This is a genomic window from Pseudomonas sp. AU11447 (genome assembly GCF_001672555.2).
Taxonomy (GTDB): domain Bacteria; phylum Pseudomonadota; class Gammaproteobacteria; order Pseudomonadales; family Pseudomonadaceae; genus Pseudomonas; species Pseudomonas nitroreducens.
The window spans coordinates 91,719-104,176 of record NZ_LZDG02000017.1 but is presented as its reverse complement, the minus strand read 5'-3'; the positions used below and the strand labels follow the sequence as shown (position 1 = coordinate 104,176).

Annotated in this window: 9 protein-coding genes; 4 read left to right on the top strand and 5 right to left on the bottom strand. The window is 64.7% G+C overall.

Annotation, left to right across the window (positions count from 1 at the left end):
- Nucleotides 1-2: 2 nt before the first annotated feature.
- The 4 genes from ahcY to A6723_RS01150 all read left to right on the top strand — a co-directional run bounded on the left by ahcY (nt 3) and on the right by A6723_RS01150 (nt 5,132).
- Nucleotides 3-1,409, top strand: coding sequence for an adenosylhomocysteinase (gene ahcY / locus A6723_RS01165; RefSeq protein WP_045215888.1), 1,407 nt, complete (start codon nt 3-5; stop codon nt 1,407-1,409).
- Nucleotides 1,410-1,474: 65 nt separating this feature from the next.
- Entirely contained in the window at nt 1,475-2,005 is a 531-nt protein-coding gene (locus A6723_RS01160) for an HD domain-containing protein (protein ID WP_054910845.1), read from the top strand.
- 54 nt (nt 2,006-2,059) lie between these two features.
- Nucleotides 2,060-2,908 carry a methylenetetrahydrofolate reductase [NAD(P)H] gene (gene metF / locus A6723_RS01155; protein ID WP_024764178.1) on the top strand — a complete coding sequence of 283 codons (849 nt, stop codon included), beginning with the start codon at nt 2,060-2,062 and terminating at the stop codon, nt 2,906-2,908.
- A gap of 154 nt (nt 2,909-3,062) precedes the next feature.
- Nucleotides 3,063-5,132, top strand: coding sequence for a DEAD/DEAH box helicase (locus A6723_RS01150; RefSeq protein ID WP_054910846.1), 2,070 nt, complete (start codon nt 3,063-3,065; stop codon nt 5,130-5,132).
- A 217-nt stretch (nt 5,133-5,349) separates the two neighbouring features.
- On the opposite strand, the gene A6723_RS01145 is transcribed toward A6723_RS01150, so the two are convergent.
- The 5 genes from A6723_RS01145 to A6723_RS01125 all read right to left on the bottom strand — a co-directional run bounded on the left by A6723_RS01145 (nt 5,350) and on the right by A6723_RS01125 (nt 12,268).
- Nucleotides 5,350-6,084: an amino acid ABC transporter ATP-binding protein gene (locus A6723_RS01145; protein WP_024764179.1), complete on the bottom strand. Its 735-nt coding sequence runs from the start codon at nt 6,082-6,084 to the stop codon at nt 5,350-5,352.
- On the bottom strand, nt 6,077-7,039 hold the full coding sequence (locus A6723_RS01140; RefSeq protein WP_054910847.1) for an amino acid ABC transporter permease: 963 nt from the start codon (nt 7,037-7,039) through the stop codon (nt 6,077-6,079). Before A6723_RS01140 ends, A6723_RS01145 begins: the two co-directional genes overlap by 8 nt.
- Nucleotides 7,040-7,112: 73 nt before the next feature.
- Nucleotides 7,113-7,910 (bottom strand): transporter substrate-binding domain-containing protein, encoded by a 798-nt coding sequence (locus tag A6723_RS01135; RefSeq protein ID WP_054910848.1) that lies wholly within the window; start codon nt 7,908-7,910, stop codon nt 7,113-7,115.
- Between the two features lie 223 nt (nt 7,911-8,133).
- Nucleotides 8,134-10,707 carry a glucans biosynthesis glucosyltransferase MdoH gene (gene mdoH, locus A6723_RS01130; RefSeq protein ID WP_054910849.1) on the bottom strand — a complete coding sequence of 858 codons (2,574 nt, stop codon included), beginning with the start codon at nt 10,705-10,707 and terminating at the stop codon, nt 8,134-8,136.
- Nucleotides 10,700-12,268: a glucan biosynthesis protein G gene (locus tag A6723_RS01125; protein ID WP_082450897.1), complete on the bottom strand. Its 1,569-nt coding sequence runs from the start codon at nt 12,266-12,268 to the stop codon at nt 10,700-10,702. Before A6723_RS01125 ends, mdoH begins: the two co-directional genes overlap by 8 nt.
- Between the last annotated feature and the right edge of the window lie 190 nt (nt 12,269-12,458).

Genomic DNA, 12,458 nt, shown 5'->3' with positions numbered 1-12,458 from the left:
GCATGAGCGCTGTCACGCCTGCCGGTTTCACCGACTTCAAAGTCGCCGACATTTCCCTGGCCGCCTGGGGCCGCCGCGAGCTGATCATTGCCGAATCCGAAATGCCGGCACTGATGGGCCTGCGCCGCAAGTACGCCGCCAGCCAGCCGCTGAAAGGCGCGAAGATCCTCGGCTGCATCCACATGACCATCCAGACCGGCGTCCTCATCGAGACCCTGACTGCGCTGGGCGCCGAAGTGCGCTGGTCGTCCTGCAACATCTTCTCCACCCAGGATCAGGCCGCCGCCGCCATCGCCGCCGCCGGCATCCCGGTGTTCGCCTGGAAAGGCGAGACCGAGCAGGAATACGAGTGGTGCATCGAGCAGACCATCCTCAAGGATGGCCAGCCGTGGGACGCCAACATGGTGCTGGACGACGGCGGTGACCTGACCGAGATCCTGCACAAGAAATACCCGCAGATGCTCGAGCGCATCCACGGTGTCACCGAAGAAACCACCACCGGTGTTCACCGCCTGCTCGACATGCTCAAGGCCGGCACCCTGAAAGTCCCGGCGATCAACGTCAACGACGCTGTGACCAAGAGCAAGAACGATAACAAGTACGGCTGCCGTCACAGCCTGAACGATGCCATCAAGCGCGGCACCGACCACCTGCTGTCGGGCAAGCAGGCCCTGGTGATCGGCTACGGCGACGTGGGCAAGGGCTCCGCCCAGTCGCTGCGTCAGGAAGGCATGATCGTGAAGGTCTCCGAGATCGACCCGATCTGCGCCATGCAGGCCTGCATGGACGGCTTCGAGCTGGTCTCCCCGTACAAGAACGGCCTGAACGACGGCACCGAAGCCAGCGTTGACGCCGCCCTGCTGGGCAAGATCGACCTGATCGTCACCACCACCGGCAACGTCAACGTCTGCGACGCCGGCATGCTGAAAGCGCTGAAGAAGCGCGCCGTGGTGTGCAACATCGGCCACTTCGACAACGAAATCGACACCGCCTTCATGCGCAAGACCTGGGCATGGGAAGAGGTCAAGCCGCAGGTGCACAAGATCCACCGCACCGGCGCCGGCGACTTCGATCCGGCCAACGACGATTACCTGATCCTGCTGGCCGAAGGCCGCCTGGTGAACCTGGGCAACGCCACCGGCCACCCGAGCCGCATCATGGACGGCTCCTTCGCCAACCAGGTACTGGCGCAGATCTTCCTGTTCGAGCAGAAGTACGCCGACCTCTCCGCCGAGAAGAAGGCCCAGCGCCTGACCGTCGAAGTACTGCCGAAGAAGCTGGACGAAGAAGTGGCCCTGGAAATGGTGAAAGGCTTCGGTGGCGTCGTCACCCAGCTGACCCCGAAACAGGCCGAGTACATCGGCGTGACCGTGGAAGGCCCGTTCAAGCCGGACACCTACCGCTACTGATGTGCCAGAGGGCAGACGAGCAATCGTCTGCCCTCTTTGCCATTGGGCGTCATTGGAAACCTTGCATGGACCTGCAGGACAGCTACAACCAGGCCTGGATCTTCGCCGCCGGCGCGCACACCGGGCAGACGCTGACCGCCTCGACGCTGCCCTACGCGGTCCACTTGGCGATGGTGGCCAACGAAGTGATGGCGGCCGACCGCGAAGCGCCCATCGAGCGCCTGGCGGAGACCGTCCAGATTGCACTGCTGCACGACGTACTCGAAGACACCCCGGTGCCCTTCGAGGAACTGCAGACGCGTTTCGGCGAATTCGTCGCCGAGGGCGCCCAACGCCTGAGCAAGGTGGTGAATGGCGAAAAGCTGCCATTCGATACCTACCTCGAAAGGCTGGCGACCGGCGCGCAGCAATATGCGATCGTCAAGCTGTGTGACCGGATCACCAACCTGCAGCCGCCACCCTCGACCTGGGCGCGGAGCAAGATCGCCGAATACCATGGGGAGTCGCAGCGTATCCTGGCCGTCCTCGGCCATGTGCACGAGCCCAGCGCCGAGCGACTGCGCACGAAGATAGACAATTATCGCCGTTACTTCTGAAGTCGACGGCACATGCCGGCAGCCGCGCAATGATGTGGCGCCGAAGGAACGACCATGAGTCAGAAAGATCGCCGTTTCAGCTTCGAGTTCTTCCCCGCCAAGACCGAAGCCGGCCATGAAAAACTGCTGGCCACCGCGCGCCAGCTGGCAGCGAAGAAGCCCGACTTCTTCTCCTGCACCTACGGTGCCGGCGGCTCCACCCGCGACCGCACCCTGACCACCGTGCTGCAGCTGGACGGCGACGTGCAGGTGCCGACTGCCCCGCACCTGTCGTGCGTCGGCGACACCAAGGCCGAGCTCTCCGCCCTGCTGGCCCATTACAAGGACGCCGGCATCCGTCGCATCGTCGCCCTGCGCGGCGACCTGCCCTCGGGCATGGGCATGGCCAGCGGCGAATTGCGTTTCGCCAACGAACTGGTGGAATTCATCCGCGCCGAAACCGGCGATCACTTCCACATCGAAGTTGCCGCCTATCCGGAAGTTCACCCGCAAGCGCGCAATTTCGAGGATGATCTGGCGAATTTCGTGCGCAAGGTCAAAGCCGGCGCCGACTCAGCCATCACACAATACTTCTTCAACGCCGACAGCTACTTCCATTTTGTCGAGCGTGCAGAGAAACTCGGTGTCAGCATTCCGGTCGTACCGGGTATCATGCCGATCACCAACTACACCAAACTGGCCCGCTTCTCCGACGCCTGTGGCGCGGAAATCCCTCGTTGGATTCGTAAGCAACTGGAAGCCTACGGCGACGACATCGCCAGCATCCAGGCCTTTGGTGAGCAGGTCATCACCGACATGTGCGAACGTCTCCTGGAAGGCGGCGCACCCGGTCTGCATTTCTACACCCTGAACCAGGCTGAACCCAGCCTGGCGCTCTGGAACAACCTCAAGCTCCCCCGCTGAGGATCATTGCTCCGGGCTTACCGTCCACGATCCCGGCCAGCGCAACGCCGGCGTATCGTGGGCGGAGTGCTTCCAGCCCAAGGCTGAGCGCTCGCCCCGAGCTTGAAATCACGCGCCCTCGAGCCGGCAGGTCGCCGGCCTACAGGAACCCCGCATGTCCTTTACTTCCCTCGGTCTCTCCGAGGCCCTGGCTGGCGCCGTTGAAGCCGCCGGCTACGCGCGCCCCACTCCCGTTCAGGAACGCGCCATCCCCGCCGTACTGCAAGGCCGCGACCTCATGGTTGCCGCACAGACCGGCACCGGCAAAACCGGCGGCTTCGCCCTCCCGGTACTCGAACGCCTGTTCCCCGAAGGCCACCCGGACCGCGAACACCGCCACGGCCCACGCCAGGCCCGCGTCCTGGTACTGACCCCGACCCGTGAGCTGGCAGCCCAGGTGCACGACAGCTTCAAGGTCTACGCCCGCGACCTGCCGCTGAAAAGCGCCTGCATCTTCGGCGGCGTCGGCATGAATCCGCAGGTGCAGGCCATGTCCAAGGGCGTCGACGTCCTGGTCGCCTGCCCTGGCCGCCTGCTCGACCTGATCGGTCAAGGCAGCGTCGACCTGTCCCGCGTGGAAATCCTCGTCCTCGACGAAGCCGACCGCATGCTCGACATGGGCTTCATCCACGACGTGAAGAAGGTCCTCGCCAAGCTGCCGGCCAAGCGCCAGAACCTGCTGTTCTCGGCGACCTTCTCCAAAGACATCATCGACCTCACCAACAAGCTCCTGCACAACCCGGAGCGCATCGAGGTCACTCCGCCGAACACCACCGTCGAGCGTATCGAACAACGCGTGTTCCGCATCCCGTCGGTGCAGAAGCGCGCCCTGCTGGCGCACCTGGTGACCGTGGGTGCCTGGGAGCAGGTGCTGGTGTTCACCCGCACCAAGCACGGTGCCAACCGCCTCGCCGAGTACCTGAGCAAGCACGGCCTGCCGGCTGCCGCGATCCACGGCAACAAGAGCCAGAACGCGCGCACCAAGGCCCTGGCCGACTTCAAGGCCAACGACGTGCGCATCCTGGTCGCCACCGACATCGCCGCCCGCGGCCTGGACATCGACCAACTGCCTCACGTGGTCAACTACGAGCTGCCCAACGTCGAGGAAGACTACGTTCACCGCATCGGCCGTACCGGCCGTGCCGGTCGCACCGGTGAGGCCATCTCGCTGGTAGCGCCGGACGAAGACAAACTGCTCAAGGCCATCGAACGCCTGACCAAGCAGCGCATCCCCGATGGCGACATGCAGGGCTTCGATCCCGATACCGTGCTGCCCGAAGTCCAGCAGCCCGAGGCGCGCGAAGTGCCTCAGCGTCAGCCGCGCAAGGACAAGGCCAAGCGTGGCGAGCGCAAGGACCGCAGCAAGGACAAGCCGCAGCAGCCCCAGGGCGAGGAGCAGCAGAACGCCGCCCCCGCAGCTGAAGGCGAATTCGCCGACGGCGACAAGCCAGCCGGCAAGCGCCGCCGTCGTGGCGGCCGCGGCAAGAAGAAGGGCGACGGCCAGGGCAGCGACGCTCAGCCGAATGCCAACGCTCAGGCTCGTGAGCCGCGCGAGCCTCGCCAGCCCCGACAGCAGGACCAGCAGGGCCAGGCCCGCCAGCAGCCCAAGCCGGCTCGCGCACCCAAGGCCGAGGCCAACGGTAACCGCGATCCGGAAGAGTTCCTCGACGACGACTTCGACAACTTTGGCAACCGTGCCGACTACGTCAGCCCGTTCCCTGACAAGGACCAGCAGCGCGGTCAGCGCCGCCGTGGCGGTCAGGGACAGGGACAGGGTCAAGGCCAGAACCAGGCTCAGGGCCAGCAACGCCCGCGCGGCCAGGGTGGTCAGGGCGCCGGCCAGGGCGGAAGCGGTCAGAACCGTGGCCAGGGCCAAGGGCAAGGCCAGGGCCGAGCCGCCAAGAAGCCTAACGGCGGCGGTCGCACCCAGGGTCAGGGCGGCAACGCTCAGGGCAAGGCCGGCCAGCGCAAGCGCGGTGGCAAGGCTCCGGCTTCGCGCATGAACGACGCCCCGCTGCGCGAGCCGAGCGAGTACGGCGCCGCCAAGCCGACCCGCCAACCGGTAGTGATCAACAAGCGCGACCTGGTCCGCACCGACCGCTTCCCGACACCGGAGCAATTGGAAGAGCTGGAACCGCGCCGCAAGACCGAGCGTCCCGCGCTGCTGACCCGCAACCGCGACTGACGCTGCAGAAGAAACCGCCCTCCGGGGCGGTTTCTTTTTGTCCGGGATTTGTGGGGTACCCTGGACACCGTAAAGCTCTCCGTAGGAGCGAGCTTGCTCGCGAATAGAGTCCGCAGCGGATCCTGTTCGCGAGCAAGCTCGCTCCTACAAGAGCCCTTCGCCCCGAACAAACACAAAAAAGCCGCCCGAAGGCGGCTCTTTCACAGAGACGAAAACCTCACAGCACCTGGCGCAGGAAGCTCTGCGCACGGGCGTCCCTGGGCTGGGCGAAGAACTCCGCCGGGGCGGCGTCCTCCAGCAGCTTACCGTGATCAAAGAACAGCACGCGGTCCGCCACTTCGCGGGCGAAGCCCATCTCGTGGGTCACGCAGACCATGGTCATGCCTTCCACGGCCAGGGTCTTCATCACGTCCAGCACCTCGCCGACCATTTCCGGGTCGAGCGCCGAGGTGGGCTCGTCGAACAGCATCACCTTCGGGTCCATGCACAGCGCGCGGGCAATGGCCACACGTTGCTGCTGGCCGCCGGAGAGGCGCGACGGGTACTCATTGGCCTTCTGGCCGATGCCGACCTTATCCAGCAGCGCCCTGGCCTTGGCCTCGCGCTCCGCCTTGCCGCGCTTGCGCACGACTTTCTGCGCCAGGCACAGGTTTTCCAGCACGGTCATGTGCGGGAACAGGTTGAAGTGCTGGAACACCATGCCGACTTCGCGGCGGTAGGCGTTGACGTCGGTCTTCGGGTTGGCGAGGTCGAGGCCGTCGATGCTCACCGAGCCGGAGTCGAACTCCTCCAGGCCATTCAGGCAACGCAGGAAGGTGGACTTGCCCGAGCCGGACGGGCCGATCACCACCACGACCTCACCCTTGGCCACACCGGTGGTGACGTCATCCACCGCGCGCACGACTTGCCCGCGGGTATCGAAGACCTTGGTCAGGTTACGGACTTCAATCACTTTGGCCGAGCCTCCGCTCCAGGCGCCCCGCCAGATGCGACAGCGGCAGGTTGATCACGAGGTAGAGGGCGGCGACGCAGAACCAGATCTCGAAGGTGGAGAACGAGGTGGTGATCGCCTCGCGGCCGCTCTTGGTCAGTTCGGTGATGGCGATTACCGAGACCAGGGAAGTGTCTTTCACCAGGCTGATGAACTGCCCCGCCAACGGCGGTAGCACGCGCTTGAAGGCTTGCGGCAGGATCACGTGTCGCATCGACTGCGCCGCATTCAGGCCCAGGGAGCGCGCCGCCTCGTCCTGGCCGCGGGCGATGGACTGCACGCCGGCACGGACGATCTCGGCCACGTAGGCACCGGTGAACAGCGCCAGCGCCGCCACGCCCGCGAACTCGCGGGAGAGGTTCAGCACGGTGCCGATGAAGAAGTAGAAGATGAAGATCTGCACCAGCAGCGGCGTACCGCGCACCAGCTCGACGTAGAGGGTCGAGAGGTCGTGCAGCGTCGGGTTCTTCGACAGGCGGCAGAGACCGGTGAACAGGCCGATGAACAGGCCGAACGCGCCGGAAACGAATGAGATCCACAGCGTGGTCCACAGCCCCCAGGCGAGCGGGCCGGCGGCCCAGTGGCGGGTCGCTCCGACGACATCGCCTTCGGCGACGTCGTCGTTTTCGGAGAACTGCAGGCTGTCCGCCGCAACGGTCAGCACCTGCTGCTTGCCATCCTCGTCCACCAGCGTGACGCGGGCATCGCTGCCCTGCGGCTCGACCTTCTCCACCCGCGAGATGCTGTCCGCACGCAGCGGTTCTTCAGCCTGGTAGGCGAAGTACTGCGGGACGCGGTTCCAGCGCCACTCGTAGGAGATCAGCGAAGTGGAGTACCAGATGGCCAGGCCGATCAACAGAAGGATCAGACCGGTCAGCCCGTGCCAGGGCCAGGTTGCGCGTTTCGTTCTAGCCACGAATCTCTACCGTGAAAATGCGAACGCGCAGGCCGGGGGCCTGCGCGTCGGGTCAACCAGCGTCAGACGTGGATTATTCCATGTCCTTGAGCCAGTCGGTGCTCTTGAACCACTTATCGTGCAGACGATCGTAGGTGCCGTCTTCACGAATCTGCTTGAGGAAGTTGTTGATGAAGTTGATCGAGTCGTAGTCGCCCTTCTTCAGGCCGAAGGCCAGCGGCTCGTAGGTGAACGGCTGGTCCAGGTGCACCAGCTTGCCGGCGCCGAACTTGCCGACGGCAACGACGTTGTACGGCGAGTCGTAGATGAAGGCGTCGGCTTTGCCGTTGACCACGTCCATGACTGCTTCGGGCTCGTTGTCGAAACCGTGGTACTGCGCCTTGGACAGCTGCTTCTTGGCGACGAATTCGCCGGTGGTGCCGATCTTCGAGGTGATGCGGTACTTCGCATCGTTCAGGTCCTTGTAGGACTTGATCTCGCCTTGCAGTTCCTGACGGATCAGCAGGGTCTGGCCGACCACGATGAAGGGATCGGAGAAGTTCAGGCGCAGGTTGCGTTCCTGGGTCAGGGTCATGCCCGAGCCGATCATGTCGAACTTGTCGGTGAGCAGGGCCGGGATGATGCCGTCGTAGGCGGTGGAAACCAGCTCCAGCTTGACGTTCATGGACTTGGCCATGGCCTTGAGCAGGTCCACTTCGAAGCCGACGATCTGGCCGCGCTTGTTGGTCATCTCGAACGGCATGTAGGTCGGGTCCATGCCTACACGCAGGGTGCCGCGCTTGGCCGCTTCATCGATGGCGCCGGCCTGAGCCGCGCTCACGCTGACCAGGGCGCAGACGCCCATCACCAGCGATGCCAGGTACTTTTTCATCCCCATACTCCCAAGCAAGTGAAAGAACTTGTTGTTTTTTCCAGCGATCGAACCGGGCGCGCAAAAGCAGGCCTTGCGCAGAAGGGTGCGAAGCGTACCCCATGCGCCGGATATCTCAATCTTTTCTGGATAGCTGGCGAAGGGTACCAGCAGCGGTGCGCGGGGAAAACAACGGAAACCGGCAGGTCGCCCCCGTCCCGAGCGGGACGGGGGCGACCTGCGGTCAGGATTGCGCGGCGGGCAGCGCCATGGCGCCCTGCTCCGCGACCGGAGCCAGAGGCACGGCCGGGGCATGGGCATCGGCTTGCAGCGATTGCCGCCAGGGACCGATCCACTGCTCCTTGTCGCCCTGCCAGAGCGCCAGGTGCAGGCGCGACAGCGCCACCGGATCGCTCAGCAGCGCCAGCCGGCGGTTGCCGTCGAGCTGCTCGGGGCCGGCTTCCAGCGCCTTCTCGACCAGCGCAGCGCGGGTCGATTCGATGGCGGCTGACTGGCCGTGGCGGGCAGTACCCATGGCGCAGGCCAGGGCGTTCAGTACCGGGTCCACGGCGGAGCGGACGAAACCGTCCTTCAGCGCCTGCCAGCGGTTCTGGTAGGTGTACTCGTCGGTTGCACGCAGTTCGCGCGGGGTGTCGTATTCCTCGGGGATGAGGAACAGCTTCTCGTCGCGCGAGGCCAGGCCCAGCTTGACCCGGCTGCTGATCACCGAGACCGGGATGGACAGCATCAGCGCGCCGACGATGGGCGACAGCCACCACAGGAAACGCGGGTTCAACCACGCCACTAGCAGCGCCCAGCACAGGCCCAGCAGGGTCTGCAGGCCGTGGCGACGAATCGCCTCGCTCCACGGGGTGTCGTCGTCATCACGCTGCGGCGACTTCCACTGGGCTTCCCAGCCGAGGAACGCGGCCAGCACGAAGCGGGTGTGGAAGAGCATGCGCACCGGCGCGAGCAGCACGGAGAAGAACATCTCCAGGAGCATGCTCAGGGTCACCTTGACCACACCGCCGTAGCCCTTGGCGCCCTTGGCCCAGATCAGCATGACGCTGAGCAACTTGGGCAGGAACAGTAGGGTCAGGGTGGTGGAGAACAGGGCGATGGCCTTTTCCGGGTGCCACTGCGGCCAGATCGGGAACAGCTGGCGCGGCTCGAGGAAGTACTGCGGCTCCATCAACTGGTGCACCGCCAGCAGCGCAGTGGACAGCACCAGGAAGAAGAACCACAGCGGCGCCGACAGGTAGGACATCACGCCGGTGAGGAACACCGCACGGTGCACCGGGTGCATGCCCTTGACCAGGAACAGGCGGAAGTTCATCAGGTTGCCGTGGCACCAGCGGCGGTCGCGCTTGAGCTCGTCCAGCAGGTTGGGCGGCAATTCTTCGTAGCTGCCTTCCAGATCGTAGGCGATCCACACGCCCCAGCCGGCGCGGCGCATCAGCGCGGCCTCGACGAAGTCGTGGGAGAGGATCGCACCGGCGAAGGAGCCCTTGCCCGGCAGCGGCGCCAGGGCGCAGTGCTCGATGAAGGGTTTCACCCGGATGATCGCGTTATGGCCCCAGTAGTGGGATTCGCCCAGTTGCCAGAAGTGCAGGCCGGCGGTGAACAGCGGGCCGTACACGCGGGTGGCGAACTGCTGCATGCGCGCATAGAGGGTGTCCATGCCCGACGCCTTGGGCGCAGTCTGGATGATGCCGGCCTCGGGGTTGGCCTCCATCAGGCGCACCAGCTTGGTCAGGCAATCGCCACTCATCACGCTGTCGGCGTCCATGACGACCATGTACTTGTACTGGCCGCCCCAGCGACGGCAGAAGTCGTCGATGTTGCCGCTCTTGCGCTTCACCCGGCGACGACGGCGGCGATAGAAGATGCGACCGAAGCCCAGGGCTTCCTTGCACAGCTCGATCCAGGCCTTTTCTTCGGCCATGGCGATATCGGGCTGGTTGGTGTCGCTGAGTACGAAGAAGTCGAAGCGATCCAGCTCGCCGCTGGCCGCCACCGATTCGTAGGTAGCCCGCAGGCCGGCGAAGACGCGCGGGACATCTTCGTTGCAGATCGGCATGACGATGGCGGTGCGCGCATCGGCGGCAATCGGCTCGCTGCCTGCGCTGCTGCCGGAAATGCGGTAGCGGTCGCGGCCGGTGAGCAGCTCCCAGAAGCCCATCAGGGCCGTCCAGAATCCCGCCGACACCCAGCAGAAGAGAATCGCGAAGAGCGTCAGCACGCCGAACTGGATGGCGTAGGGCACCACCTGCTCCAGGGTCTGCAGCCAGGTCTGGCGGTTGATCTCTTCCAGGTCGACGAAGGCCCAGCCCTGGTAGGGCAGGATGCCTTTCATGTAGTAGGTGGCGACGGTGGTCTGGCCGAGCATGAGCAGGACCAGGATGAACCGGCGCAGCGAGCCAACCCGCTGCCAGCGGGCCTTGGGCAGGTCGCGGGCGGGCTTGGCCGGGTTGCTGCGCCCGGTCAGGCGGCGCCAGCCGCGCATGATCGGGTTGGTCCGCCAGGGTTCGGGGATCACCTTGGTGCGCTGGATTGGCGGCGCGGCCTTGAGGTAGGTGCGGCCGTTGTCGTCCATGCCCAGCATCTGGGCGTCGTCGAGGTCCTGGCCATACCCATGGCGCAGACGTGCACCGACCGAAGCCAGCGCGGCGTCTTCGCCCTGCACATCGCCAGCGAGCTGCTCGTGCAGCTCGCTGATGGAACCGGCCTGGGCCAGCCGCTCACGCTCCTGCGCCGAAAGGGGCAGGTGCGCGAGATAGTCGGCCACCGGCGCGGTGGTAGCGGTGGAGTTATTCATCGGCAGGCAGCTGGTAGCTCCAGGTTTCGGAAATGGTCTGGCCGCCGTTTACCAGCGCAGCGCGCATTTCCGTCGGCTTCTTCGGATCCTTGACCTTGATCCGCAGGGTCAGACGCCAGCCCTTGGTCACTGCGTTGTAGCGCAGTGCGTTTTCCTTCACCTCGGCATTGTCGTCGGTGCTCACCTGAGTGCTTACCGGCGCATCACCGGCCAGTGCCTTCAGGGTCGGGCCGACGAAATCGACAACCAGCGCGACGCTGCCATCGGGCTGACGGATCAGGTTCTTCTGCTTGACGTCGCCGACCGAGCGCAGGGTCTGCATGACCCAGGCGTTCTTCGCGTCGTGCAGGGCTTCCTCGTCCTTGGTCCAGCGCATGCGGTAGGCGAAGTCCAGCGGCTCGCCGGCTTCCGGGCGCTTCTCCGGGTTCCAGAAGGCAACGATATTGTCGTTGGTCTCATCCGGGGTCGGGATTTCCACCAGCTCGACGGTACCCTTGCCCCAGTCGCCCTGCGGCTCGATCCAGGCGGACGGGCGCAGGTCGTAACGGTCGTCCAGGTCCTCGTAACGGGAGAACTCGCGGCCACGCTGCAGCAGGCCGAAGCCTTTCGGGTTCTCGACGCTGTAGGCGCTGACGGACAGGTGTTTCGGGTTGTTCAGCGGGCGCCAGATCCACTCGTCGTTGCCAGCGTGGATCTGCAGGCCGGTGGAGTCATGCAGCTCCGGACGGAAGTTGTGCTCCGGCGACGGCTGGTTGGAGCCGAACAGGAACATGCTGGTCAGCGGCGCCAGGCCCAGTTTGCTCACCTTGTCGCGCAGGAACACGCGGGCCTTCACGTCGACCACGGTGTCGTTGCCCGGGCGGATGGTGAAGCGATACGCACCGGTCGCGCGGGGCGAGTCCAGCAGCGCGAAAATCACCAGGTGCTTGTCCTTGGGCTTGGGCTTCTCGATCCAGAACTCGCGGAAGCGCGGAAACTCTTCACCCGACGGCAGCGCGGTATCCAGCGCCAGGCCACGGGCGGAGAGGCCCCACCACTGGTCCTTGCCGATGATGCGGAAGTAGCTCGCACCCAGGAAGGTGGCGATCTCGTCCTGCTTGTCCGGCGAGTTGATCGGGTACAGCAGGCGGAAGCCGGCGTAGCCCAGATCCTTGGTCGCATTGGCGTCGAACTTCAGCGAACCGAAGTCGAAACGGGAGGGATCGTATTTGATCTCCTTGACGTCGGTCGCCGTGACTTCATTGATCTTCACCGGGGTGTCGAAGTGCATGCCCTGGTGATAGAAGCTGATCTTGAAGGGGGTCTTCTCGTCGGCCCAGTAGGCCTTCTCGTTACGGAAGCGAATCTGCTGGTAATCGGCGAATTTCATTTCGCTGAATTCCGATGGCAGGTTGCTCGTCGGTGCGCTGTACTTCTCAGCAGCCAGCGCCTTGGCCTGTTCGCCAACGTCGTCGAGATTGAAGGCCCAGGCATGGGTAGCGCTCAACGCCAACAGGGCGGAGCCGACCAGTCCGCGAAGGATTTGGCGCGAAAGCGGTTGTTGAACGGAACGGAAAATCACGAGTCCCCCTCGTCCGTGAACACAAAACGATTAAAGCCAGCAAAGGCGATGCCAAATTGCCGGCGATTGAATTCCGACCCCGGTGAGACTGAATGATTCCCCGATTTTTTCCACGGGTACTTCCGGCTCCCGGAGGCGCATTGTTCTAGATGCATAAGCCCTAACCATCATCCCACGGCGATATGACAAG